This window comes from Agromyces sp. NPDC055661 (assembly GCF_053618135.1).
Genome location: NZ_JBSHHC010000001.1, coordinates 1,329,480 through 1,354,087, shown reverse-complemented (window position 1 = coordinate 1,354,087; position 24,608 = coordinate 1,329,480). Strand labels below are relative to the sequence as shown.

Genomic DNA, 24,608 nt, shown 5'->3' with positions numbered 1-24,608 from the left:
TCAGGGCGCGAAGATCCTGCGGCGAACGATGCGGGCAGTCGCGGAGTGTACGGCAGCGCCGGTGGGTGACGCGCCGAGGGCTACTCGACCGTGCCGTAGAGCCGGTCGCCTGCGTCGCCGAGGCCGGGCACGATGTAGCCGTGCTCGTTGAGGCGCTCGTCGACGGCGCCGAGCACGACGGTCACCTCGCGGCCGTGCAGCGCGTCCTCGACGGCCTTGAGGCCCTCGGGCGCTGCGAGGATGCAGATCGCCGTGACATCCGTCGCCCCGCGCTTGAGGAGGAACTCGATCGCCGCGGTGAGGGAGCCGCCGGTGGCGAGCATCGGGTCGAGCACGAAGCACTGGCGGTCGGAGAGGTCGTCGGGCAGGCGTTCGGCGTAGGTGGTGGGCTCGAGGGTCTCCTCGTTGCGCGCCATGCCGAGGAAGCCGACCTCGGCGCTCGGCAGCAGCTTCACCATGCCCTCGAGCATGCCGAGGCCCGCGCGAAGGATCGGCACGATCAGCGGCTTCGGGTCGGCGATGCGAACGCCCGTGGTGGGAGCCACGGGCGTCACGATCTCGACGGGTTCGACGCGGACCCCGCGCGTGCCCTCGTACGCGAGCAGTGTCATGAGCTCCTCGACCAGGGACCGGAAGACCGGCGACGGCGTGTTCACGTCGCGGAGCACCGTCAGCTTGTGGGTGATGAGCGGGTGGTCGGCAACGTGGACTCGCATAGGCTCGAGTCTAGTTGCGGGGGTTCTCGCGGAGGGAGGGGCTCGTGGACGTGCCGATCCACCGCGAGTGGATGCGCCAGGCCCTCGCCGAGGCCGAGCAGGCGCCTGCGACCCGCGACGTCCCCGTCGGCGCCGTCGTGGTGCGCGACGGGGTCGTGATCGCTGCTCGCCGCAACGAGCGCGAGCTGACGAACGACCCGACCGCGCACGCCGAGGTGCTCGCCCTGCGCGACGCCGCCGAGGCGATCGGCGACTGGCGGCTCACCGACTGCACGCTCGTGGTCACGCTCGAGCCCTGCGTCATGTGCGCCGGCGCGATCGTGAGCGCGCGCGTCGGCACGCTCGTCTTCGGCGCGTGGGACGAGAAAGCCGGCGCGGCCGGCTCGCTCTACGACGTCGTGCGCGACCGGCGGCTCAACCACCGCGTCGAGGTGTACCCGGGGGTCGACGCCGAGGCATCCGCTCGCCTGCTGCTCGAGTTCTTCGAGGACCCGCTGCGCCGGCCCGAGCGGCTCTAGGCGACCTTCCGGTCGCGGCGGGCCTCGAGGCCGTCGAGGTACTCCGAGAGCAGGGCAGCGGATGCCGCCTGCGCCCGCGGCCCGTTCAGGGCGCGCTCCGCGCGCAGCTGCTCGCGGCTGAGCCCGTACTCGGGCAACTCGTCGCCCCAGGCGGCGAGCCAGTCCTCGTGGATCTCGTCGGTGATCTCGGGATGGAACTGCACCGCGAGCAGCCAGTCGCCCCTCGCGAAGGCCTGGTTCTCGTACTGGGGTGACGTGGCGAGCCGCTCGACGCCCTCGGGCAGGTCGAACGTGTCGCCGTGCCACTGCACGGTCGGCACACCGTCGAAGTGCCGCACGGGCGACGCGGCGCCCGCCTCGGTCGGCTCGACGGTCAGCCAGCCGACCTCCTTGCGCGGACCCTTGCGCACGTCGGCGCCGAGCGTCTTGGCGAGCATCTGGGCGCCGAGGCACACGCCGAAGATCGGCGCCTCCGCATCGATGCGCGTGCGCAGCAGTTCGATCTCGTCGGCGAGGTAGGGGTAGCGGTCGGTCTCGTACGCGCCCTCGTCGCCGCCGAGCACCACGACCAGGTCGGGGGCGAGCGCGTCGAGCGCGGTGACGTCCTCGTGGGGGGCGTCGACGGTCACGATGCGGTAGCCGTGCGCCTCGAGCGTCGGCCCGAGGTTGCCGAGTCCGATCGCGGAGTCGTGCCGGAGCACGAGGGCGGTGCGGGTGCTCGCCGAGCCGTTCGCTGAGCTCGTCGAAGCGAACGTCCCTTCGACGAGCTCAGGGACCGATGCGGCGGGCTCGGGGACCGATGCCGAGTTCCCTTCGACGGGCTCAGGGAACGAGGCCGCGGGCTCAGGGACCGAAGCGGCACTCATTCGAGGCCCTTGATGACGATGGCATCGGTGGCCGGAGCAGCGGCTGCCGGGTCGACGTAGACGTCGGCTTCCACGTAGATCACCCGCGCGGTCGGCACGGCCTGGCGGACGCGCGCCTCGATGACGTTGGTCGCCGTCGCCACTTCGAGCAGGCGCTGGTCGGCCGCGAAGCCCACCTTCGCGGCGACGAGCAGCTCGTCGGGACCGAGGTAGAGGGTCTTCATGTGGATGATGCGCTCGGCCTCCGGGCCGTCGAGGATCGCCTGCTCGATCTTCTGCAGGTCGTCGTCGTTCGCGCCCTCGCCGACGAGCAGGCTCTTCGTCTCCATGCCGAGCACGATGGCGACGATGATCAACAGCGTGCCGATCATGAGGGTGCCGATGGCGTCGAACAGCGAGTTGCCGGTGATGATCGTGAGGCCCACGCCGAAGAGCGCGAAGACGAGGCCGAGGAGCGCGGCGACGTCCTCGAGGAGGACGACGGGGAGCTCGGGCGCCTTCGCGCGTCGCACGAACTGCACCCAGGTCTGGCGGCCGCGCACGTGGTTCGACTCCTTGATCGCCGTGCGCAGCGAGAACGACTCGAGCACGATCGCGATCGAGAGCACGAGGATCGGCAGCCAGGGCACCTCGAGCTCGTGCGGGTGCTGGATCTTGTCGATGCCCTCGTAGATCGAGAACACACCGCCGACCGAGAACAGGATGATCGAGACGACGAACGCGTAGACGTAACGCTCGCGGCCGTAGCCGAACGGATGCTCCTTGTCGGCGGCCTTCTGGGCCTTGCGACCGCCGAGGATGAGCAGCAGCTGGTTGCCGGCGTCGGCCACCGAGTGCACGCCCTCGGCGAGCATCGACGTCGACCCCGAGAAGAACCACGCGATGAACTTCGTGATCGCGATGCCCAGGTTGGCCAGGAAGGCCGCGATGATGGCTCGGGTGCCGCCGGATGCGCTCATGGCGTCAATCCTAGGATGGTCGCATGAGCGCCGACGCCCCCGTGAAGCTGCCCTCCATCGCCTTCCTCGGAGCCGGGTCCATGGCCCGCGCGATCCTCGCCGGACTGCTCCAGCCCGGCATCGAGATCGAGGGCGGCATCCGCGCCACCAACCGCTCGCGCGAGCGCGCCGACGAGCTCGACGGCCTCCCCGGCGTCACCTCCTATGCGACCGAAGCGGATGCCACGGCGAACCGCTCGGCGGTCGCGGGCGCGAAGGTCGTGGTCGTCGCCGTCAAGCCCGCGATGGTGCCCGACCTGCTGCGCGAGATCGCCGACGCGCTCGACCCCGGCACCGTGGTGGTGTCGGTCGCTGCAGGCGTCACGGTCGAGACCTTCGAGTCGCTGCTGCCCGAGTCGGTCGCGGTGATCCGCTCGATGCCGAACACCCCGGCCGTGGTCGGCCGCGCGGTGACGGGGGTCGCGGCGGGCACCCGGTCGACGGACGCGGACCTGGCGCTCGCGGTCGCGCTGTTCGAGACCGTCGGCGACGTGATCGTCGTGCCCGAGGAGCAGATCGACGCGCTCTCCACCATCTCGGGGTCGGGTCCCGCGTACGTGTTCTTCCTCATCGAGCAGCTCACGGCGACGGCGATCGACAAGGGCTTCACGCCCGAGCAGGCGGCGCTCATGGTGGAGGGCACGTTCCGGGGCGCGAGCGAGCTGCTCGCGGCATCCGAGGACGACCCGGCCGAGCTGCGCCGACGCGTGACGAGCCCAAAGGGCACCACCGAGCGCGCCATCGCGGTGCTCGAGGAGGCGCGGCTGAAGGAGGTCTTCGACCGGGCGACGGATGCCGCGCTGGCTCGCGCCCGCGAGCTGGCGGCCGGGGCGTGACCTTCCGGTCGTCGAGTAGCGCCGGCCGCAGGCCGACGCGTATCGAGACGGAGACGCGAGCCCCCCTCCGCCTCGCCGGCGAGCCCCGCTTCGCCTGGCGTGGCGTGATGCTGGACGTCGCGCGTCGGTTCCGGCCGCTGCCCGAGCTCTACCGGTTCGTCGACCTCGTCGCGTCGCACGGGCTCAACGTGCTGCAGCTGCACCTCACCGACGATCAGGGCTGGCGGTTCGAGGTGCGGCGGCATCCGCTGCTCGCCGAGGTCGGCGGACATCGATCGGAGTCGCAGCTCGGGCACGGACCCGAGGCGCGGGGCGACGGCGTTCCCCATGGCGGGTGGTACACGCAGGACGAGCTGCGCGGGCTCGTGCGATACGCGGCGGAGCGGGGCATCCGCATCGTGCCCGAGGTCGACGTGCCCGGGCATGCGCGGGCGATCCTCGCGGCGTATCCCGAGTACGGCGTCGGCGGTGCGGAGGCCGTACGCGAGCGGGTGACCGAGCCGTGGACGCGGTTCGGCATCTCCGACGAGGTGCTGAACGCCGAGGACGCGACGGTCGCCTTCGTGTGCGACGTGCTCGACGAGGTGTGCGACGTGTTCGAGTCCGACGTGGTCGGCATCGGCGGCGACGAGGCGCAGAAGACGAGGTGGCGCGAGGACGCCCGCACGCAGGAGCTCCTGGCCGAGCGCGGACTCGCCGACGAGTCGGAGCTCCAGGCGTGGTTCCTCGGCCGGGTCGCGTCGTACCTCGCATCGCGGGGTCGGCGCGTGATCGGCTGGGACGAGATGCTCGAGGGCGGTGGGGCGCCCGCAGCGGACGCGATCGTCGCCGCGTGGCGCGGGCCGGTCGGCGCCGAGCTCGGGGCGCGGCTCGGACACGAGGTCGTGCTCTGCCCCGACCTCTGGACGTACCTCGACTACCGCCAGTCGGACGACCCGCGCGAGCCGATCCCCGTCGGCACCGTGCTGTCGCTCGAGGACGTCGCGTCGTTCGAGCCGCTCTCGTCCGCGTCGTCGCCGGCGTTGCGGCAGCACATGATCGGGGTGCAGGCGAACGTGTGGACCGAGCACCTCGACACGCGCGAGCGACTCGACTACGCGGTGTTCCCGCGGCTCGGGGCCTTCGCCGAGATCGCCTGGAACGGCGGGCCGCTCGACTGGGACGACTTCGCGTTCCGCCTGCCCGGCTACCTCGCATGGCTCGAGCAGCAGGGCGTGGCCTTCCGTCCGCTCGACGGGCCGCGGGCCGACCAGCAGCGGCCGGGCGTTCCGGGGATGCCGCGCGAGCGCGCCGCCCGCCTCGCCGAGCTCGAGCGCCTCACGGCGAACCTCGACGCTCCGGCCTGAACCCCCCCGTGCTGCCGTTTTCAGGACCGCGAACCCCGCCCGACCCACCTCGTGCTCCCGTTTCTCAGGACCGCGTGCCCCGAACCGGCCGCTTCTCAGGAGGATCAGCCTGCTTCGCGCCGGATCGCGGGGAAATCTCCTGAGAAAGGCGTCAGGCGGGGGCGCGGGAGAGCAGCACCATGACCTCGAAGTGCGTGGTCTGCGGGAACATGTCGAATACGCGGGCCTTCACGGGCTTCAGCGACGGCATCGCCGCGAGGTCGCGGGCGAGCGAGGCGACGTTGCAGCTCGAGTAGAGGACGTGCGCGGCATCCGATCGCTCGAGCCAGTCGGCGAGCTCGCGCCCGATGCCGCGGCGGGGCGGATTCACCACCACGAGGTCGGGGGCGCGCTCCGCGCCGAGGGCGTACGTGGTGGCGTCGCCGGCGGCGAAGCGGACGCGGGTGAGCGCGGCATCCGTGCGGCTGAGCTCGGCGCTGGCCACGGCCTCGACGCTCGTCTCGATGCCGGTGACGTCGGTCGCGGCATCCGCGAGGTGCAGGGCGAAGCCGCCGACGCCGGAGTAGAGGTCCCAGGCGTCTTCGGGGGCGAGGTCGCTGATCCAGGCGCGCGCCTCCGCGTAGAGCGCGGCCGCGATCGCGGTGTTCGTCTGGAAGAAGCTCTGCGGGCGCAGGTGCATCGTCACGTCATTGAGGCGCATCGGCAGGGTCTGCTGTTCGGTGAGCACGACCTCGTCGGAGCCCTCGAGCACGGCCTTGTGCTCGGGCAGCAGGTTGGCCGTGACGACCCGGGCCTGGGGCAGCTCGGCGAGCAGCGTCGGCAGGTGCTTGCGGATGCGACCGAGCGGCTCGGTCGATCGCAGCACGAAGCGGACCATGAGCTCGCCGTCGGGCGACTCGGTGACGATCAGGTGCTTGAGCTCGCCGGTGCGCGTGCCGACGTCGTACGGCGCGATGCGAGCGAGCGTGATGAATCGCGCGAGCACCGGGAACGCGGCACGGTGCCCCGGCGAGCAGATGCCGCAGGCCTGCAGGTCGACGCCGTGACCGTCGGCGTCGAGGATGCCGATCGTCGGGGCATCCGTCGTGCCGCCGACCACCATCTTCGCCTTGTTGCGGTAGTCGCGCTCGGCGCTCGCCACGGGCGGTAGCCACGCGGGCAGGTCGAACGGCGCGAGGAGCTCCTCGGCGTGTGCTTGCTTCCCGGCGAGCTGGTCGTCGTACGGCCGCCCCATGAGCGAGCACGACCGGCACGCCCAGGCGTCGAAGTAGGGGCACTGCACCCGTCAAGGCTACGCGGGCGTCGCCGGTGGTCGATGAGCGCCCCGGGGGGCCGGACGGCGAGGTGCTCGGCGCAGTGGGATGCGGTCCGTGCAGGGCTGCGCCGTTCGCTCGTCTTCGAGCGCGCGTCGCCGGCGGTGTTCCCCTCCGCGATTTCGGTCGATTCGTCGACAAATCTACAAATCTACAAATCGACATGTGGACGAATCGGCACGTCGACAAGTCGACGGGTTTACCGGTTCTGCGCGGAGATACTCCCGCCCCAGCGCGAAGGGGCGGCTGACACCGCAGGAACGCTGCGCGCTCGCCGTCGGGACTGCAGCACACCGGTCGCGCTACGGCTCGAAGCGGTAGCCCAGACCCGGCTCGTTGAGGAAGTGCCGCGGCTCGGAAGGCACCGGCTCGAGCTTGCGGCGCAGCTGCGCGACGTAGAGCCGCAGGTAGCCAGCGTCGTTCCGGTGGTACGGACCCCACACGTCCGAGAGCAGCATCTCCCGCGTGAGCAGCCTGCCCGGGTTGCGCAGGAAGAGCTCCAGCAGGCGCCACTCCGTGGGGGTCAGGCGCACGGATGCCGCGGGGCCGTCGCCGCCGGGGCCGCCGGCTCCTGCCCCGTCGCCGCCGGGGCCGCCGGGCCCGCCCGCCCTCCGGATCGTCTTCGCCGCCAGGTCGACGACCAGGTCGCCGATCGCGATCGTCGCGGCATCCGATTCGGCGCTGTTCGTCGCCCGGGCCCTCGCCCGGATGCGGGCGAGCAGCTCGTCCATCGCGAACGGCTTCGTCACGTAGTCGTCGGCGCCGGCGTCGAGCGCCTCGACCTTCTCGGCCGAGTCGGTGCGTCCCGAGAGCACGAGGATCGGCACGTTCGACCACGCGCGCACCGCCCGGATCACGTCCATGCCGTCGACGTTCGGCATGCCGAGGTCGAGCAGCAGGAGGTCGGGATGCGCGCTCGCTGCGAGCTCGATCGCCTCGGCGCCGTCGCGCGCCGCCACCACGTCGTAGCCGCGCGAGGCGAGCGTGATGCGCAGGGCGCGCTGCAGCTGGGCGTCGTCGTCGGCGACGAGGATCTTCATGCGGCCTCCTCGGCGGTCGGGAGCGTGACGACCATGGTCAGGCCGCCGCCCGGGGTGTCCTCGACCTCGAGCGATCCGTCCATGCCCTCGACGAAGCCCTTCGAGAGGGCGAGGCCGAGGCCGAGGCCGGTCTCGTTGTCGGTGTCGCCGAGGCGCTGGAACGGGGTGAAGACCTCGTCGCGGCGCTCGGGCGGGATGCCCGGGCCGCGGTCGACGACGCGCAGCTCGGTGCGGCCGCGGAAGGTGCTCGCGGCGACCCGCACGCGCTCGCCGTCGGGGGAGTGCCGCACGGCGTTCGCGAGGAGGTTCACGACGACGCGCTGCAGCAGTCCGGCGTCGGCGAGCATCGGACGCAGGTCATCGGCGAGGTCGAGCTCCACCTCGGCGGGCCCGAGCTCGAGCTCGTCCAGCGCGGGGAACACGACGTCCGCGACATCCGTCGGACCGAGCGTGACGGCGAGCGCGCCCGCCTGCAGGCGGCTCACGTCGAGGAGGTTCGTCACCAGGTCGGCCAGCGCGTCGAGGCTCTCGGCGGCGGTGTCGAGCAGCTCGGCGCGCTGCTCGGGCGGCAGCGTCACGTCGGGCGAGCGGAGGGCGCTCACGGCGGCCGACGCCGAGGTGAGGGGTCGGCGCAGGTCGTGCCCGACCGCGGCGAGCAGCGCGGAGCGCACCCGGTCGGTCTCGGCGAGCTCGTCGGCGGCCTCGGCGGCCGAGGCGAGCGCGCCGTGCTCGATGGCCGCGTCGAGCTGCGTCGCGATGACCTGCAGCAGTCGGCGCTCGGATGCCTCGAGGTCGCCGCCGTGCAGCTCGAGCACGCCGTGCGTGCCGATCGGGATCGTGCTCACCCGGTCGTGGTCCGCGGGCTCGCCGTCGGTCACCCGTGGCTCGCCGTCGACGAGGAGGCGCACGCCGCTCAGGCCGAACGCTTCGCGGGTCTGCGTGACCATGGCCTGCAGTGCGTCCTCGCCGCGCAGCACGCTGCCCGAGATGGTGGCGAGCAGCTGCGACTCGGCCGCTGCTCGCCTCGCCTCGCGGGTGCGCCGTGCGGCCTGGTCGACCACGAGGCTCACGAGCAGGGCGTTCGCGACGTAGAAGACGAGCGCGAGCAGCTGCCGCGGCTCGGCGATCGTCAGCGTGTAGAGCGGCTGGATGAAGAGGTAGTTCAGCGTGAGGCCCGAGAGCACGGCCGCGAAGAGCGCGGGCCAGAGCCCGCCCACGAGGGCGACCACGATGACCAGCAGCTGGTAGGCGAGCACGTCGCTCGTGATGGACGACTCCGTGTGGAACAGCGTGAGCACCCAGCTGACCAGCGGCCCGAAGACGAGGGCGATCGCGAAGCCGGCGACGAGCCGCGTGCGGCTGAGCGCGCCGCCGAGGCGCGGCAGCGAGAAGCCCGACCCCGCCGCGGCGTGCGTCACGATGTGCACGTCGATGTCGCCCGACTCGCGGATCACCGTCGCGCCGATGCCCGGCCCGGTGAAGGCGGCGGCGAGTCGCGATCGGCGGCTCACGCCGAGGACGAGCTGCGTGGCATCCGATGCCCTGGCGAAGTCGACGAGCGCGCGGGGGACGTCTTCGCCGACCACCTGGTGGAACGTGCCGCCGAGCTGCTCGACGAGCGCACGCTGCCGGTCGAGCGCTTCGGGGTGCCGCGTGCGGAGCCCGTCGGGGGCGGTCACGTGCACCGCCAGGAGCTGGCCGCCCGAGCTGCGCGCGGCGATGCGTGCGCCGCGGCGCAGCAGCGTCTCGCCCTCGGGGCCGCCGGTGAGGGCGACGACGACCCGCTCGCGGGCCTCCCACTTGCCCGTGATGCCGTGCTGGGCGCGATACGCCTTGAGCGCCTGGTCCACCTCGTCGGCGAGCCAGAGCAGCGCGAGCTCGCGCAGCGCGGTGAGGTTGCCGAGCCGGAAGTAGTTCGACAGCGCCGCGTCGATGCGCTCGGCCGGGTAGACGAGCCCGCCGGCGAGGCGGTCGCGCAGGGCCTGCGGGGCGAGGTCGACGACCTCGACCTGGTCGGCGGCGCGCAGCACCGCGTCGGGGATCGTCTCGCGCTGCTGCGCGCCCGTGATCTCGAGCACGACGTCGCCGAGCGACTCGATGTGCTGCGTGTTCACGGTCGAGATCACGTCGATGCCGGCCGCGAGCAGGTCCTCGACGTCCTGCCAGCGCTTCGGATGCCGCGAGCCGGGCGCATTGGTGTGGGCGAGCTCGTCGACCAGGGCGATCTCGGGCTCGCGCGCCAGCACGGCGTCCACGTCCATCTCCTCGAGCGCGAGGCCGCGGTGCTCCTCGTGACGGCGCGGGACGACCTCGAGTCCGTCGACCATGGCCGCCGTGGCCGCGCGCCCGTGCGTCTCGACGAAGGCCACGACGACGTCGCGGCCCTCGTCGCGCAGGCGCCGACCCTCCTCGAGCATGGTGTAGGTCTTGCCGACGCCGGGCGCGGCGCCGAGGAGCACCCGCAGCCGCCCCCTCTTCATGTGCGTCAGTCTCCCACCTGCGAGAGCGCGAGGTTGAGCCCGAGCACGTTCACCGTCGGCTCGCCGAGGTACCCGAGGTCGCGCGGTTGGATGCGCGACTCGACCAGCGCGCGCACGTCCGCTTCGTCGAGCCCGCGTGCGGCCGCGACCCGCGCGACCTGCTGCAGCGCGTACTCGGGGCTGATGTGCGGGTCCAGGCCCGAGCCCGACGCGGTCACCGCGTCGACGGGGACGTCGGACTCGGCGACGCCGTCGAACCCGGCGACCTGGGCCCTGCGATCCTCGATCGCGGCGACGAGGTCGGGGTTCTCGGGTCCGAGGTTGCTGCCGCTCGACGCGCCGGCGTCGTACCCGTCGCCGGCGGCCGACGGGCGGGGCTGGAACCACTCGGGGAGCGGGTCGCCCGCGGCATCCGTGAACGACTGGCCGATGAGCGCGGAGCCGACGACGTCGCCGTCGGCGTTCCGCACGACGGAGCCGTTGGCCTGTGCGGGGATCGCGAACTGGCCGATCGCGGTCACGACGAGCGTGTACGCGACGCCCAGCACGAGCGTGAAGAGGAGCATGGCGCGGATCGCGACCCAGTGGGTCCGCATCGTGGTGCGCGTGGTGCTCATGTGCATTGGTCCTTTCGAGATGGATCGGTTGGTGGGCCGCTCTTCGAGGCGCCGACTTGTTCGGTGCCGGGCTTTCCCGGCTGGGGGCCGACTGCGGCGCGCCGGGCGGGGACCGGCGCGCAATCAACTCAGAAGCCGGGAATGAGGCGGACGACCAGGTCGATGAGCCAGATGCCGATGAACGGGGCGACGATCCCGCCGAGGCCGTAGACGAGCAGGTTGCGGTTCAGCACGGCGGATGCCCCGAGCGGTCGGTACTTCACGCCGCGGAGTGCGAGCGGGATCAGGAGCACGATGATGATCGCGTTGAAGATGATCGCCGACAGCACCGCCGAGGCGGGGGAGTGCAGCTGCATGAGGTTCAGCGCCTGCAGGCCCGGGAACACGCCGGCGAACATCGCCGGGATGATCGCGAAGTACTTCGCGACGTCGTTCGCGATCGAGAACGTGGTGAGCGCCCCCCGCGTGATCAGCAGCTGCTTGCCGATGGCGACGATCTCGATGAGCTTCGTCGGGTCGGAGTCGAGGTCGACCATGTTGCCGGCCTCCTTCGCGGCCGACGTGCCCGAGTTCATCGCCACGCCGACGTCGGCCTGCGCGAGCGCCGGCGCGTCGTTCGTGCCGTCGCCGGTCATCGCGACCAGGTCACCACCCTCCTGCGCTCGCCTGATCAGGGCGAGCTTGTCCTCGGGCGTCGCCTCGGCGAGGTAGTCGTCGACGCCGGCCTCCGCGGCGATGGCCTTCGCCGTGAGCGGGTTGTCGCCCGTGATCATCACGGTGCGGATGCCCATCTGCCGGAGCTCGCGGAACCGATCGACGAGCCCATCCTTGACGATGTCCTTCAGGTGGACGACGCCGAGGATGCGGGTCGACCCGCCGGCCGACCGCTGCGCGACGACCAGCGGGGTGCCGCCGTCGGTCGAGATCGCGTCCACTCGGCGGTCGAGCTCCTCGTGCTCGCTGGAGGGGATCCGACCGCGCTCCTCGACCCACGCGACGACCGCCGAGCCGGCGCCCTTGCGGACGATCGACCCGTCGGCGAGGTCGAGGCCCGACATGCGGGTCTGCGCAGTGAACGGCACGACCTCGCCGGCTGGCGCCTCCGTGAAGCGGATGCCGCGAGCCGCCGCCAGGTCGACGATCGAGCTGCCCTCGGGGGTCGGGTCGGCCAGCGACGCGAGTGCCGCCGCCCGCACCAGCTCGTGGTCGGCCACCCCCGGCATCGGGACGAACTCGCTCGCGCGGCGGTTGCCGTGCGTGATGGTGCCCGTCTTGTCGAGGAGCAGGGTCGTGACGTCACCGGCGGCCTCGACCGCACGGCCCGACATCGCGAGCACGTTGCGCTGCACGAGCCGGTCCATGCCGGCGATGCCGATCGCCGAGAGCAGCGCGCCGATCGTCGTCGGGATGAGGCAGACGAGCAGGGCGATGAGCACCGGGATGCTCGCCGGCGCCGCCGCGTAGGACGCGATCGGGTTCAGCGTGAGCACGACGACCACGAAGACGATCGAGAGGCTCGCGAGCAGGATGTTCAGCGCGATCTCGTTCGGCGTCTTCTGGCGCGACGCGCCCTCGACGAGCGCGATCATCCGGTCGACGAACGTCTCGCCGGGCTTCGAGGTAATGCGCACCACGATCCGGTCGGAGAGCACGCGGGTGCCGCCCGTGACGGCGGAGCGATCGCCGCCGGACTCGCGGACGACCGGGGCGGACTCGCCGGTGATCGCCGACTCGTCCACCGACGCGATGCCCTGGACGATGTCGCCGTCGCCCGGGATCGGTTCGCCCGCCGAGACGACGACGATGTCACCGAGCCGGAGGTCGGCCGATGAGACGTCGCTGAGCGGCGTGCGCTCGGCCGCGGCATCCGACACCTCGTCGTACCCCGTCACGAGGTACGCGACCGTCGAGGTGCGCGTCCGGCGCAACGTGTCGGCCTGCGCCTTGCCGCGGCCCTCCGCCACCGCCTCCGCGAGGTTCGCGAAGACCACGGTGATCCAGAGCCAGGCGGCGATCGCCCACGTGAACGAGCCCGGCACCTCGGTGCCGCCGGAGGCCCCCGGCCCACCGAGGAACGGCTCGGCGATCGCGAGCGCCGTGGTGAGCGCGGCGCCGACCTCGACGATGAACATGACGGGGTTGTGCCACATCTCGCGCGGATCGAGCTTGCGGAGTGCGCCGGGAACGGCCCGGACGAGCTGCCCGGGGCCGAATCCGCCCACCGGGCGCTTCGACGGCGAGCCCATCGGCCGCGGGGTGTGGCCGGTCATCTCGGAAATGGTCTGCGAGGACATGGATCAGTTCAGCCCTTCCGCCAGGGGACCCAGCGTGAGAACGGGGAAATAGGTGAGTGCGGTGACGAGGATCGTCACGCCGGCCAGCAGCCCGACGAACTGGGGGCGATACGTCGGGAGGGTGCCGGCGGTCGCCGGGACCTTGTCCTGGGCCGCGAGGCTGCCGGCCAGCGCGAGCACCAGCACGATCGGCACGAACCGGCCGAGCAGCATCGCGACGCCGAGCGCGGTGTTGAACCACGGCGTGTTCGCGGTGAGGCCCGCGAAGGCCGAGCCGTTGTTGTTCGACGCGGAGGTGAAGGCGTACAGCACCTCGGACATGCCGTGCACTCCGGGGTTCCAGATCGACGTCGACTCGACGTCCTCGCGCACGCCGGGGATCGCGAACGACAGCGCGGTGCCGGCGAGCACGAGGAACGGCGTGACGAGGATGGAGAGGCTCGCGAGCTTGATCTCGCGCGGGCCGATCTTCTTGCCCAGGTACTCGGGCGTCCGTCCCACGAGCAGCCCCGCGATGAACACCGCGATGACGGCGAGCACGAGCAGGCCGTAGAGACCGGATCCGACGCCGCCCGGGGCGACCTCGCCGAGCATCATGTTGAGCATCGGCATCATGCCGCCGAGCGCCGTGTACGAGTCGAACATGCCGTTCACCGCGCCGGTCGAGGTCAGCGTCGAGGTCGAGCCGAACAGCGCGGTGCCGAAGATTCCGAAGCGCTGCTCCTTGCCCTCCATCGCGCCGCCCGCGAGCTGCGGGGCGGTGCCGTTCCCGGCCGCCTCGAGCGCGCTCACCACGACGAGCGAGATCACGAACAGCGAGGCCATGACCGCGAGGATCGCGTAGCCCTGCCGGTTCGAACCGACCATACGGCCGAACGTGCGCGGCAGCGCGAACGGGATCGCGAGCATGAGCACGTTCTGGAACAGGCTCGTCCACGCGGTCGGGTTCTCGAACGGGTGCGCGGAGTTCACGTTGAAGAAGCCGCCGCCGTTCGTGCCGAGCTCCTTGATCGCCTCCTGCGACGCGACGCTGCCGCCCGGCAGGTGCTGCGTGTTCCCGGCGAGTGTCGTCACCTCGGTGAACCCGTTGAAGTTCTGGATCACGCCGCCGACGAGCAGCACGATCGCGCCGACGAGCGCGAGCGGGAGGAGCAGCCGGAACGACCCGCGGAACAGGTCGACCCAGAAGTTGCCGATCGTGCCCGAGCGGCGCCGTGCGAAGCCGCGCACGAGCGCGACCGCGACGGCGATGCCGACCGCGGCGGACACGAAGTTCTGCACCGCGAGCCCGGCGAGCTGCACCGTGTAGCCCATCGTGAGCTCGGGGGAGTACGACTGCCAGTTCGTGTTCGTGACGAACGACGCCGCGGTGTTGAACGAGAGCCCCTCGGGCACGGCCGGGAGGCCGAGCGAGTACGGGAGCCACTGCTGGGTGCGCTGCAGCACGTAGACGAAGAGCACGCCGATCACGCTGAACGCGAGGACGCCGCGCAGGTACGCCGGCCACGACTGCTCCGATCGCGGATCGACGCCCACGAGGCGATACAGCCCGCGCTCGATCCTCCAGTCGCGGTCGGACGTGTAGATGCGCGCCATCCAGTCGCCGAGCGGGCGGTACAGCACGGCGAGGATCAGGACGAGGGTGGCCGCCTGGAGGACGGCGAAGAGCACGCCCATCAGAACCGCTCGGGCTTGATGAGGGCGTACACGAGGTACGCGACGGCGGCGGCGCCCAGCGCGGCGGCGAGGAGCTCGAAGACGATCACAGCTTCTCGACCCCCTTCGCGATGAGGCCGATGAGCGCGAACGTCGCGATGATGACGACGACGTAGACGAGGTCCAGCACGGGGACTCCAGGATCGGGGATGACGCGGGCCGCGAGCGCGGCGGCGGGCAGCGGCTTCGGCTGCACGCTCGATGCAACACCGCGGATGCCGCGTGGGCGCCGATCCTCACGGAGCCCTAACGGCTCCCGACCGCATCCTGACGGCGTGCGAATGCGTCCGTCGGTCGAGCAGCGCCGGGCGCTACTCGACCACCGGGGAGGGCCGCGTCCGCTACCGTGTGCTCCATGGATGCGTCGGAGGTCGTCTCGGTCGTCGCCGAGGTGATCGGGTGGATCGCCCTCGGCGGCGGTCTCGTCTGCCTCCTGCTCGCGCTGCTCATCCGCCTCGCCGACGGCCGATGGCTTCCCACGGAGGCGGTCGTGATCGACCAGGAGCACGGCGCGACCATCCGCTGGTTCGCCGAGGGCGCGTTCCACCAGCGCCGACTCAGCGACGAGGAACGCGCGCACGTGCGGCATCCCGAGGAGGAGCCCGCCTACTTCAAGGAGCGCGAGCCCGACCGCCTGCGCCTGCACGAGTCGCCGCCCGGCCGTCGCATCATCCGGAACGTGGGGCTCATCCTGATCGGCATCGCCGTGGTCGCCGGCGTCGTCGGCCTCGTGCTGATGTTCACCGCCTGATCAGCGCTCGCGCAGTTCCTCCCACTCGCGCATGAGATCGGGCATCCGTGCATCGATGAAGCGGTAGAATCGCGCCATCTCCCGGGCGCGTGCCGCGCCGGCATCCGTCTCGTCGCCGATCGCGTCGGCGGCACGATCGCCGAGGTCGGCGATCACTCCGTAGACCGGGCTCTTCGCCATGAGCGCCGTGTACCAGGCGTCGTCGAGGAACTCCCAGCGGTCACGGCGACTGCCCGCCTGCGGCACTCGGTGGAGGATGCCGATCTGCGAGAGGTAGCGCACCGCACCCGAGATCGCGGCGGCGCTCACGCCGAGCCGTTCGCCGAGCTCCGACGCGGTGAGGCCGCCCGCCTCCGCGACGAGCAGGGCCATGAGCACGCGCGCGGGCATCCTCGGGAAGCCGGCCGCGGTGAGGACCGCGGCCGACTGCTCGACCGCGGCCTTCAGGCCCTGTTCGTCGCGTGGCATCCGCTCAGTCTCCCATCCGCCCGGTGCTCACCCGCCCGACGCCAGCTCACGCCGCCGCATCGACCACACCGCGACGGCACCCGCCGCGAGGCCGATGGCGAGCATCCAGAAGCCTCCCGTCCAGTCCGTCTCCCCACCCGCCGGGACGGGGGAATGATGGAACGGCGAGAGGTCGATGACCCAGTCGGGGGCCTGCAGGATCGGTCCCCAGACGCCCAGGATCGCCGCGACGCCGACGACGGTCCAGCCGACGGGGATGGTCGCGCGCGGCACGAAGGCGAAGACGAGCAGCGTGAGCCCGAGGAACACGAGGCACGCCGGCAGCTGGGCGAGGGCGGCCTCGAGCACGGCCGGGATGAGCGACTCCGGATCGGCCGCGCTGCCCGCGCCCGCGATGCCCGCGAGTGCCGACGCCGCGAGCACGATGGCGATCACGATCACGCCGACGATCCAGTACTCGAGCAGCCAGCGCAGCCGCGGCACGGGCGTGCCCAGCACGAGCTCTGCGGTGCCGTGCACCTCCTCCTGCCGGGCGCGGATGCCCACCTGCACCGCGCAGCACGCGGCGAGGATCCCCACGATGGAGTAGAACAGGGCGACGAAGGTCTCCTCGATGGATGCCTCCGAGCCGATCGCGCGGCGCAGGATCTCGAGGACCTGCGGCGCGTCGGTCGCGGCCTGGTTCACGACGGGCGAGAGCGAGGTCGCGAGGAGGCCCGTGGCGATGCCGCCCGCCGTCCATGACAGCAGGATCGGGATGTTGAGGCGCCACGCGAGCCCGAACGAGCTCGACAGCACCGGCCCGGCGTTCGCCCGGCCGGCCCGCCCGGCCAGCAGGCTCGCACCTTGGTCGCGGACCGACTGCAGCGCGAAGACGACCCCGACGAGCGCCGCGGCGAAGGCCAGTGGGATGAGCAGCGGCGTGAGGTCGTTCTCGACGTAGGCGCCGGTGAACTGCCCGTAGCCGATCGGCGACAGCCAGCTCGGCCACGCCGGCGTGACGTGCAGCAGGTCCTCCGACGGGGTTCCCGCCGCATCGCCGATGCCGCGCAGCAGGTATGCCGCGAGCACGAAGGTCACCGACAGGCTGTTCGCCGCGCGAGAGGTGCGGAAGAGCTGGGCGGCGAACAGCCCGAACGCCAGGAACGCGAAGCCCGAGACCATGATCGCGACGCCCCAGACGAACGAGCCGCCCGGCTCGAGGCCGCTCGCGATGAGGGCGAGCGCCAGGAGCAGCCCGAGCACCACGTTGGCGAGCACGCCGTGCACGACCGTCGCGGTCGTCGGCAGGATGCGCCCGGCCGGCGTGGCGGCGACGGCCTCCGCGCGTCCCTCCTCCTCTTCCTTCCGGGTGTGCCGCACCGCGAGGAAGGTGCTCATCAGGCCGCCCATCAGGGCGAGCCACGCGAAGAGCAGGAAGAAGGCGAACGCGCCGTCGTCGACGCCGTTCGGCGTGCCGCGGAAGACGAGGATGGTGCGGGTCGCGATCGCGACGCCGAGGATCTCCTTGCGGTCCTGCTCCTCGCCGTAGGTGTCGAACACCGCGGTCATGGACGCGTACGCGAGCACGGCGATGCCGACGATCCAGAGCGCGAGCTGCAGGCGGTCGCGACGGATGCGCTGCCGAAGCAGCACCATGAGCCTGGTCACGCCCGTGCCTCCTCCTCGACCGGGGCGAGCTCGTCGCCGTAGTGGCGCAGGAAGAGGTCCTCGAGCGAGGGCGGCGCGACCGTGAGGCCCTGCACCCCGAGCCGGCCGAGGTCGGGGAGCACGTCGGCCACCCGGTCGCTGTCGACCGTGAAGCGCACGCGCCCCTCGTCGATGACGAGGTCGTGCGTGTCGGGCAGCGCCGTGACGCCGGCCTCCTTGGCCGGATCGTGGACGAACGCGATCTCGGTGCGGGTCAGGTGGCGGAGCTCGGCGAGTGTGCCGCTTTCGACGACCTTGCCGGCGCGGATGATCGTCACCCGGTCGCAGAGCGCCTCGACCTCGGAGAGGATGTGGCTCGACAGCAGCACGGTGGCGCCTTCGCGGGCGACGTGGTCGATCTCGCGGTTGAACACCTGCTCCATCAGCGGGTCGAGGCCGCTCGTCGGCTCGTCGAGCACGTAGAGGTCGGCGGGCGTGGCGAACGCGGCCACGAGGGCGACCTTCTGGCGGTTGCCCTTCGAGTAGGCGCGGCCCTTCTTGCGCGGGTCGAGCTGGAACACGTCGAGCAGGCGCTGTTTGCGCTCGCGATAGGCGGCCTTGTCGGTCATGCCGCCGCGCAGCCGTGTGAGCAGGTCGATCGCCTCGCCGCCGGTGAAGTTCGGCCAGATCGCGACGTCGCCGGGCACATATGCGACGCGCTTGTGCAGGTCTGCGGCATCCGCCCAAGGGTCGCGCCCGAAGAGGGTCGCCTCGCCGCTGGACGCCCGGGCGAGCCCGAGCAGGATGCGGATGGTGGTGGACTTCCCGGCTCCGTTCGGGCCGAGGAAGCCGTGGATCTCGCCGGCGTCGACGGAGAAGTCGAGGCCGTCGAGGGCGATGGTGCGCCCGAAGCGCTTCTCGAGGCCTCGGGTGCTGATCACGGTGGTCATGAGCGCGATGCTACGCGCGATTCACAAATTTGTGAATCTCCTTAACGGATCCCTAACGGGCACGGCGCGCCGCGGCATCCGTGCGCCGTTATTCGAGTGCCGCGAACTTCTCGATGTCGCCCTCGGTGCCCGACACGATGATGAGGTCGTGGTTCGATACGACGGTCTTCTCGGTGGCGTACGTGAACGGCTTGCCGGGGCTCTTCACGCCGACCACGGTGACGTTGTGGCGCGAGCGCACGCCCGACTCGGTGAGGTTCTTGCCGCGGATCGGCTTCGGCGGGTACATCTTCACGAGCGCGAAGTCGTCGTCGAACTCGATGAAGTCGAGCATGCGGCCGCTGACGAGGTGCGCGGTGCGCTCGCCCGCCTCGCGCTCGGGGTAGATCACGTGGTTCGCGCCGATGCGCTCGAGGATCTTGCCGTGCGAGGCCGAGATCGCCTTCGACCAGATCTGCGGGATCTTGAGGTCGACGAGGTTCGCGGTGATGAGCACGGATGCCTCGATCGACGATCCCACGGCGCAGACGGCGATCGAGAAGTCCTGAGCGCCGATCTGGCGCAGCGCGTCGATCGAGCGCGCGTCCGCAACGACGGCGTGCGTGACGCGCTCGGCCCACTTCTGCACGAGCGACTCGTCGTCGTCGACCGCGAGCACCTCGCGGCCGAGCCGGTCGAGCTGTCCGGCGGTCGCCGCTCCGAAGCGGCCGAGGCCGATCACGAGGACCGGCGCGTCGTGCTTGATCCGATCAACCAACGATGGGCCTCTCTTCCGGACGACGGTACAACTGCCGGCGCTGGCTGGCGGCCAGGGCCGCGGCGAATGTCACTGTACCAACCCGCCCCAAGAACATCGTGACGCCCATGACGTAGACCCCGGCGGGTGGGAGCTCGCCCGTGAGGCCGGTCGACAGGCCGCAGGTGGCGAAGGCGGAGATGACGTCGAAGAGCACGTAGTCGAACGGCTCCTTGGTGATCTGCAGGATGGCGATCGACGACACCGCGACGATGGTCGCGCCCCACAGGACGACGCTCACCGAGAGGCGGAGCATGTCGCGCGGGATGCGGCGGCCGAACGCCTCCATCGCCGGCGCGCCACGCGCCTCGGCGAACGCGGCGAGGAACAGCACGGCGAGCGTCGTGACCTTGATGCCACCCGCGGTCGACGCCGAGCCGCCGCCGATGAACATGAGCATGTCGGAGACGAGCAGGCTCGACCCGTTCAGGTCGTGCATGTTGATGGTCGCGAAGCCGCCGGACCTCGTCATGGCCGACATGAACAGCGACTGGAAGACGGTGGGCGCGGCATCCAGCTGCCCGTAGGTGCGTGGGTTGTTGTACTCGAGCAGCAGGAACATGCCGGCGCCCAGCACGAAGAGGATCACGGTGGTCGTGATCGTGAGCTTGACGTGCAGGCTCCAACGGCGGGGCGTGCGCCACGACCGCGCGAGGGCGAAGATCACGGGGAAGCCGAGGCTGCCGACGAAGACGCCGATCATGAGCAGCGTCTGCATCCAGTAGTCGTGCTCGAACGGCTCCATTCCCCCGGGATTCGGACTGAAGCCCGTGTTCGTGAACGCCATCGCCGAGTAGTAGAAGCTGTACCAGATCGAGTGGAACCAGTCGTATCCCTCGCGCAGCATGCTCGGGATCATCGCCACCGCCAGCGTCAGCTCGATGACGAGGGCGGTGATCACGACGGTGACCAGCAGCCCGCCGACCTCGCCGAGTCGCACCGCCTGTCGCTCGGAGACGGGGCCGACGTGGATGCGCGAGGGGTTGGTGTCGCTCGCCGCGATGAGCTTCGCGCGCAGGCCGAGCCGCCGTGAGATGACGAAGCCGAGGATCGATGCCAGCGTGAGCACGCCGACGCCGCCGATGTTGACGCCGATGAAGACGAGGGCGTTGCCGAACGGCGACCAGTAGGTCGCCATGTCGACCGTCGCGAGACCCGTGACGCAGATGACCGAGACGGCCGTGAAGAACGCGTCGTGCAGCGGTGCGCCGGAGCCGGCTCCGGCCCGCGCGATCGGCAGCGAGAACAGCAGGGTGAAGACCAGGATGAGCGCCGCGAACACGAGGATCGCGAACCGCGACGGCGAACTCTTGACGAGCGCGTCGACGGCGTCGCGCAGCCTGCCGAGCCATGACCGCCGATCCGTTCGACCGAGGCGGTCCATCGCCCCTGCGCGCATCGAGCCCCCTCAGCCGCCGTCACCGAATGCGTGAGTCATGGTACTCCTCGGCGGGAATGACTACCCTTGACGCATGGCGGACATCTTCGACGTGGTGGCGGACACGACACGGCGCGACATCCTCGGGGTGCTCCTCGACCGCGAGACGTCCGCGCCCGATTCCGGCGGCGAGATCAGCGTCTCCGAGATCGTCTCGACGCTCGGCCTCAGCCAGCCCACCGTCTCGAAGCACCTGAAGGTGCTGCGCGAGGCCGGCCTCGTGGGCGTGCGCGAGGAGGGCCAGCACCGCTACTATCACCTCGACCGGCGTCCGCTCGAGACCCTCGAGGACTGGCTCATTCCGTTCGTGTCATCCGATGCGGCAGCGGATGCCGCGACCCTCGCCGGGGCCGAGGCGCAAGACGCGGGGCTCAACGACGACCAGCTCGCCTGGGCGTCCGCGATCGGCCAGCGCTTCGCCGAGGCCGCCCACGCGGTCGTCGGCCAGAAGAAGCGTCGCTGAGGCTTCCGGTCGTCGAGGAGCGCCGACGACCGGGGCGGGTCAGCCCGCGACGAGCAGGGCGAGCGTGAAGCCGAGGCAGGCGAGGGTCGCGGCGAGCGTGCGGACGTGGTTCCACGCCTGCCAGCCCGGGCGGAACGCCGTCCATGCGGCGGCCAGCGCCGCGGCATCCGTCGTCGATGCCGCGGCGAGCCGGTTGTTGCGGGGCACGTTGGCGGCGCCCGTGACCCCGATGACGCCGACGAGGTAGAGCACGGATGCCGCGATCGCCCACCAGGCGCCGTCCTCGAGCGATCCGAGCAGCGCGAGCACGAACACCACGCCCGCGATGAGCGCCGTGCCGAAGAGCTCGACCATGAGCGGTGCGCGCACGGCGGTGACGTTGACCTCCTGCATGGCCCGCGCGGCATCCGCCGGCTGCAGCCGGTCGAGCCCCTGGGTCACGAACCCGGAGAACGCGTAGAAGACCCCCGCGGCGATGCCGGTGCCGAGGATGGCGGCGATGAGCAGCACGTGGATGAACACGGTCATCACGCCAGTCTGCCGTGACCCGCCGTCAGCCCGGCGAGGCCCGCCGTCAGCGCAGCGGCTTGACCATCTCGAGCTCGAGTCCGCCCGGCGGGAGCTCGTATTCGCGGCTGCGACCGGTCAGCACGAAGCCGAGCTTCTCGTAGAACCGGCGGGCGCGCGGGTTGTCCTCGTGCACTTCGAGGCGCAACGTGTCGCCGTGCTCGCGCGCCCAGTCCTCGACCGCCTCGAGCAGCCGACGGGTCACGCCGAGTGCGTCGCCGCGGTAGGCGGGCGACACGTACACGCCGACGAGCAGCGGGCCGGTGCGTGCGTCGGGGATGTACCCGCCCATGTGCCCGACCCAGCGGTCGCCGTCGATCGCGACGATCGACGTCTGTCCGGGCGTCGTGCCGCGCGCGCCGCGGAGCCGCCAGCCGGACTCGTCGACGTGCTCGGCGTGCTCGAGGGTCTCGCCGTAGGCGAGCGGGTAGTCGCGCAGCATCTCGAGCCGCAGCGTGCGCACCGAGGTCCAGTCGTCCTCGGTCGTGGTGCGGATCACGAGGTCGTCGGCGCGCATTCCTCGACGGTAACGCATCCGAACGGCACTCCCGCGCGGATCCGCTAGACTATCCCGAGGCTCTCCGCCCCGGGCTGCGGCACGCGCGCCCGACTGATCTTTTCTGTGAGGTTTCGATGGGTTCCGTCATCAAGAAGCGCCGCAAGCGCATGGCGAAGAAGAAGCACCGCAAGCTGCTTCGCAAGACGCGTCACCAGCGTCGCAACAAGAAGTAGTCGTCTTCGCACGATCGGCTGAGCGTCAGGCCCCTCGGACCTGGCGCTTTTCGCTGTTTCCCATGAAGCGTGTCGGGTCTCGAGACGCGTCCGGCTCCGCCGGGCGCTCCTCGACCACCGGGATCTACGCTGGAGGCGTGACCCGAGACCACCGCCTCACCCTCATCGGCAAGCCCGGCTGCCACCTCTGCGACGATGCGCGCGACGTCGTGCGGGCCGTCATGGCCGAGGTCGAGGCGTCGGATGCCCCGCCGCGCATCACCCTCGAGGAGCAGTCGATCCTCGACGACGCGGCACTGGCCGAGCGCTACGCCGAGGAGATTCCCGTGCTGCTCATCGACGGCGAGGTGCACAACTACTGGCGGATCGACCCGGTGCGGCTGAAGACGGCGCTGCTGGCGGGCTGACGCCGCGGGCGCCCGAGTCGGCATAGTCGCGGCATCCGTCGGGGTCAAACCCTTGCCGGTGCCTCGCGCCGGGCGTTGACTGTGCGCATGGCCTCGCTCTGGAGGGACTTCGCAGCGGCCGCCGTGAACGGCGATGCCGCACCCACCGCCCGGTACGAGGGCGCCGTGTCGCCGGGGGAGCGGTTCGATGTCGCCGTCGTCGGCGCCGGCATCACCGGGCTGTCGACGGCGCTCATGCTCGTCGACGCCGGCGTGCGCGTCGTCGTGCTCGAGGCGCGCGACGTCGGCGCGCTCGCGTCGGGCCTCAACACCGGCAAGGCGAGCGTGCTGCAGGGCGCGATGCTGCAGCGGCTCCGCGAGGCGCACCCGGCCAAGCTGGCGCGCGCGTACGTCGAGGCGAACCTCGAGGGGCAGCAGTTCATCGCCGACTTCGCCCGGCACCACGGCGTGCCGTTCAGCGAGGAGACCGCGTACAGCTTCGCGTCGACCGACGAAGGCCTCCCCACGATCGACCGCGAGTTCGCGGCCGCGACGGAGGCCGGCCTGCCGGTCGAGCGGGTCGAGCGGATGCCGCTTCCCTTCCCGTTCGCGGGCGGCGTCGCGCTGCCCGGGCAGCTCGGGCTCGATCCCTACCGGCTGCTCGTGGCGATGGCGCGCGCCTTCGTCGCGGCGGGCGGCGTGCTCCTGGAGGACATGCGCGTGCAGGGCGTGCACGCCGGGCGACCGGTCGAGCTGCACACGCCGAACGGCGTGGTGCGAGCGGATGCCGCGGTGATCGCCACGGGGCATCCGGTGCTCAATCGCGGGCTGTACTTCACCAAGCTGCGCCCGTCGCGCTCGTACCTCACGACCTACCGGGCCGACGGACCGCTGCCCGAGGGGCTCTTCATCTCGGTCGACGGCGAGACCCGGTCGCTGCGCATGGTGCCCGACCTCGACGCCGACGCGCCGCCGCTGCTCATGGTCGGCGGCAACCACCACGCCCCGGGTCGCGTGCCCTCCACCGAGGCGAAGGTGCAGGACCTCGTCGACTGGACGGGCGAGCACTTCCCGGGCGCCGAGCTCACGCACCGGTGGGCCGCGCAGGACTACCACTCGGCGAACCTCATCCCGTTCGTCGGGCGGATGCCGCGCGGCTTCGGGCGGGTCTGGCTCGCGACCGGCTACGCGAAGTGGGGCCTCACGAACGGCGCCGCGGCCGGCATCCGCATCAGCGAGGAGATCCTCGGCGTGCCGTGGGGGGAGCGCCGACCGTGGATCCGCGTGATCGCCACGCGCACCACGATGCCGTCCGACCTCGGACGCGGGATGGCGGAGGGCTCGCAGGTCGGGAAGTGGATCGCCGTGGGCTGGGGCGGTGCCGAGACGCGACGGGCGCCCGCCGACCGTCCGGCCGAGGGGAAGGGCGTCGTCGTCACGCGGGGCGGCGTGCCGCACGGGATCTCCACGGTCGACGGGCGCACGGTCGCCATCCGCGCGGTCTGCACGCACCTCGGCGGGGTGCTGCAGTGGAACGACGCGGAGTGCACGTGGGACTGCCCGCTGCACGGCTCGCGGTTCGAGGCATCCGGGGTTCGCATCGAAGGGCCCGCCGTGCACGACCTGCCCGAGGAGCCGCGGAAGCCGAAGGCCAGGGAGCGGTCGATGCCCGACGCGTGAACGCGCGG

26 protein-coding genes are annotated in these 24,608 nt (G+C 71.5%); 8 read left to right on the top strand and 18 right to left on the bottom strand.

All coding sequences use genetic code 11. From position 1 onward, the window contains the following. Positions 1 to 80: 80 nt before the first annotated feature. Positions 81 to 716: a uracil phosphoribosyltransferase gene (gene upp, locus ACWGO8_RS06160; RefSeq protein WP_376952585.1), complete on the bottom strand. Its 636-nt coding sequence runs from the start codon at positions 714 to 716 to the stop codon at positions 81 to 83. Between the two features lie 71 nt (positions 717 to 787). Between upp and tadA the strand changes: the two genes are divergently transcribed. Beyond that, complete coding sequence (tadA, locus tag ACWGO8_RS06155) at positions 788 to 1,234, top strand: tRNA adenosine(34) deaminase TadA (protein WP_452043526.1); 447 nt, start codon at positions 788 to 790, stop codon at positions 1,232 to 1,234. On the opposite strand, the gene ACWGO8_RS06150 is transcribed toward tadA, so the two are convergent. Together ACWGO8_RS06150 and ACWGO8_RS06145 are read right to left on the bottom strand one after the other, a co-directional pair. Beyond that, complete coding sequence (locus tag ACWGO8_RS06150; RefSeq protein WP_452042218.1) at positions 1,231 to 2,100, bottom strand: glutamine amidotransferase-related protein; 870 nt, start codon at positions 2,098 to 2,100, stop codon at positions 1,231 to 1,233. The genes tadA and ACWGO8_RS06150 overlap by 4 nt on opposite strands. Next, positions 2,097 to 3,059: a cation diffusion facilitator family transporter gene (locus ACWGO8_RS06145; protein ID WP_452042217.1), complete on the bottom strand. Its 963-nt coding sequence runs from the start codon at positions 3,057 to 3,059 to the stop codon at positions 2,097 to 2,099. Before ACWGO8_RS06145 ends, ACWGO8_RS06150 begins: the two co-directional genes overlap by 4 nt. A 23-nt stretch (positions 3,060 to 3,082) precedes the next feature. On the opposite strand from ACWGO8_RS06145, the gene proC reads away from it, so the two are divergent. Beyond that, entirely contained in the window at positions 3,083 to 3,934 is an 852-nt protein-coding gene (gene proC, locus ACWGO8_RS06140; protein WP_452042216.1) for a pyrroline-5-carboxylate reductase, read from the top strand. Beyond that, entirely contained in the window at positions 3,931 to 5,280 is a 1,350-nt protein-coding gene (locus ACWGO8_RS06135; protein WP_452042215.1) for a beta-N-acetylhexosaminidase, read from the top strand. Before proC ends, ACWGO8_RS06135 begins: the two co-directional genes overlap by 4 nt. Before the next feature lie 151 nt (positions 5,281 to 5,431). On the opposite strand, the gene rlmC is transcribed toward ACWGO8_RS06135, so the two are convergent. From rlmC to ACWGO8_RS06095, 8 genes are all read right to left on the bottom strand, one after another. After that, complete coding sequence (gene rlmC, locus ACWGO8_RS06130; RefSeq protein WP_452042214.1) at positions 5,432 to 6,562, bottom strand: 23S rRNA (uracil(747)-C(5))-methyltransferase RlmC; 1,131 nt, start codon at positions 6,560 to 6,562, stop codon at positions 5,432 to 5,434. Positions 6,563 to 6,895: 333 nt separating this feature from the next. Then, positions 6,896 to 7,633, bottom strand: coding sequence for a response regulator (locus ACWGO8_RS06125; RefSeq protein WP_452042213.1), 738 nt, complete (start codon positions 7,631 to 7,633; stop codon positions 6,896 to 6,898). Then, complete coding sequence (locus tag ACWGO8_RS06120; RefSeq protein ID WP_452042212.1) at positions 7,630 to 10,113, bottom strand: ATP-binding protein; 2,484 nt, start codon at positions 10,111 to 10,113, stop codon at positions 7,630 to 7,632. Before ACWGO8_RS06120 ends, ACWGO8_RS06125 begins: the two co-directional genes overlap by 4 nt. A 5-nt stretch (positions 10,114 to 10,118) precedes the next feature. Further along, complete coding sequence (gene kdpC, locus ACWGO8_RS06115; protein ID WP_452042211.1) at positions 10,119 to 10,730, bottom strand: potassium-transporting ATPase subunit KdpC; 612 nt, start codon at positions 10,728 to 10,730, stop codon at positions 10,119 to 10,121. A 128-nt stretch (positions 10,731 to 10,858) separates the two neighbouring features. After that, positions 10,859 to 12,976 carry a potassium-transporting ATPase subunit KdpB gene (kdpB, locus tag ACWGO8_RS06110; RefSeq protein ID WP_452043525.1) on the bottom strand — a complete coding sequence of 706 codons (2,118 nt, stop codon included), beginning with the start codon at positions 12,974 to 12,976 and terminating at the stop codon, positions 10,859 to 10,861. 51 nt (positions 12,977 to 13,027) lie between these two features. Beyond that, entirely contained in the window at positions 13,028 to 14,701 is a 1,674-nt protein-coding gene (gene kdpA / locus ACWGO8_RS06105; protein ID WP_452042210.1) for a potassium-transporting ATPase subunit KdpA, read from the bottom strand. Beyond that, positions 14,701 to 14,790 (bottom strand): potassium-transporting ATPase subunit F, encoded by a 90-nt coding sequence (locus tag ACWGO8_RS06100; protein ID WP_376952574.1) that lies wholly within the window; start codon positions 14,788 to 14,790, stop codon positions 14,701 to 14,703. The genes kdpA and ACWGO8_RS06100 overlap by 1 nt, the downstream gene beginning before the upstream one ends. After that, on the bottom strand, positions 14,787 to 14,936 hold the full coding sequence (locus ACWGO8_RS06095; protein ID WP_452042209.1) for a hypothetical protein: 150 nt from the start codon (positions 14,934 to 14,936) through the stop codon (positions 14,787 to 14,789). Before ACWGO8_RS06095 ends, ACWGO8_RS06100 begins: the two co-directional genes overlap by 4 nt. Before the next feature lie 159 nt (positions 14,937 to 15,095). On the opposite strand from ACWGO8_RS06095, the gene ACWGO8_RS06090 reads away from it, so the two are divergent. Next, positions 15,096 to 15,491 (top strand): hypothetical protein, encoded by a 396-nt coding sequence (locus ACWGO8_RS06090; RefSeq protein WP_452042208.1) that lies wholly within the window; start codon positions 15,096 to 15,098, stop codon positions 15,489 to 15,491. Here ACWGO8_RS06090 and ACWGO8_RS06085 read toward each other — a convergent pair whose 3' ends face one another. From ACWGO8_RS06085 to ACWGO8_RS06065, 5 genes are all read right to left on the bottom strand, one after another. Continuing rightward, entirely contained in the window at positions 15,492 to 15,959 is a 468-nt protein-coding gene (locus tag ACWGO8_RS06085; protein WP_376955653.1) for a GbsR/MarR family transcriptional regulator, read from the bottom strand. 27 nt (positions 15,960 to 15,986) lie between these two features. After that, complete coding sequence (locus tag ACWGO8_RS06080; RefSeq protein WP_452042207.1) at positions 15,987 to 17,609, bottom strand: ABC transporter permease; 1,623 nt, start codon at positions 17,607 to 17,609, stop codon at positions 15,987 to 15,989. Next, positions 17,606 to 18,538 (bottom strand): ATP-binding cassette domain-containing protein, encoded by a 933-nt coding sequence (locus ACWGO8_RS06075; RefSeq protein WP_452042206.1) that lies wholly within the window; start codon positions 18,536 to 18,538, stop codon positions 17,606 to 17,608. The genes ACWGO8_RS06080 and ACWGO8_RS06075 overlap by 4 nt, the downstream gene beginning before the upstream one ends. An 88-nt stretch (positions 18,539 to 18,626) precedes the next feature. Next, entirely contained in the window at positions 18,627 to 19,295 is a 669-nt protein-coding gene (locus tag ACWGO8_RS06070; RefSeq protein WP_452042205.1) for a potassium channel family protein, read from the bottom strand. Then, positions 19,288 to 20,733, bottom strand: a complete 1,446-nt coding sequence (locus ACWGO8_RS06065; protein WP_452042204.1) for a TrkH family potassium uptake protein — start codon at positions 20,731 to 20,733, stop codon at positions 19,288 to 19,290. The genes ACWGO8_RS06070 and ACWGO8_RS06065 overlap by 8 nt, the downstream gene beginning before the upstream one ends. A gap of 73 nt (positions 20,734 to 20,806) precedes the next feature. Here ACWGO8_RS06065 and ACWGO8_RS06060 point away from each other — a divergent pair, with 73 nt between their 5' ends. After that, the gene (locus ACWGO8_RS06060; RefSeq protein ID WP_452042203.1) at positions 20,807 to 21,235 is read left to right on the top strand and encodes an ArsR/SmtB family transcription factor; all 429 of its coding nucleotides are present in this window, start codon (positions 20,807 to 20,809) and stop codon (positions 21,233 to 21,235) included. Between the two features lie 39 nt (positions 21,236 to 21,274). On the opposite strand, the gene ACWGO8_RS06055 is transcribed toward ACWGO8_RS06060, so the two are convergent. Next, entirely contained in the window at positions 21,275 to 21,763 is a 489-nt protein-coding gene (locus ACWGO8_RS06055; RefSeq protein ID WP_452042202.1) for an anthrone oxygenase family protein, read from the bottom strand. A 46-nt stretch (positions 21,764 to 21,809) separates the two neighbouring features. Then, entirely contained in the window at positions 21,810 to 22,319 is a 510-nt protein-coding gene (locus ACWGO8_RS06050; protein ID WP_452042201.1) for a GNAT family N-acetyltransferase, read from the bottom strand. 116 nt (positions 22,320 to 22,435) lie between these two features. Between ACWGO8_RS06050 and ACWGO8_RS06045 the strand changes: the two genes are divergently transcribed. The 3 genes from ACWGO8_RS06045 (at position 22,436) to ACWGO8_RS06035 (ending at position 24,600) form a co-directional block, all read left to right on the top strand. Further along, positions 22,436 to 22,534, top strand: coding sequence for a 30S ribosomal protein bS22 (locus ACWGO8_RS06045; RefSeq protein ID WP_003792170.1), 99 nt, complete (start codon positions 22,436 to 22,438; stop codon positions 22,532 to 22,534). 137 nt (positions 22,535 to 22,671) lie between these two features. After that, complete coding sequence (locus ACWGO8_RS06040; protein ID WP_452042200.1) at positions 22,672 to 22,941, top strand: glutaredoxin family protein; 270 nt, start codon at positions 22,672 to 22,674, stop codon at positions 22,939 to 22,941. 87 nt (positions 22,942 to 23,028) lie between these two features. Then, positions 23,029 to 24,600 carry an FAD-dependent oxidoreductase gene (locus ACWGO8_RS06035; RefSeq protein ID WP_452042199.1) on the top strand — a complete coding sequence of 524 codons (1,572 nt, stop codon included), beginning with the start codon at positions 23,029 to 23,031 and terminating at the stop codon, positions 24,598 to 24,600. Positions 24,601 to 24,608: the final 8 nt, after the last annotated feature.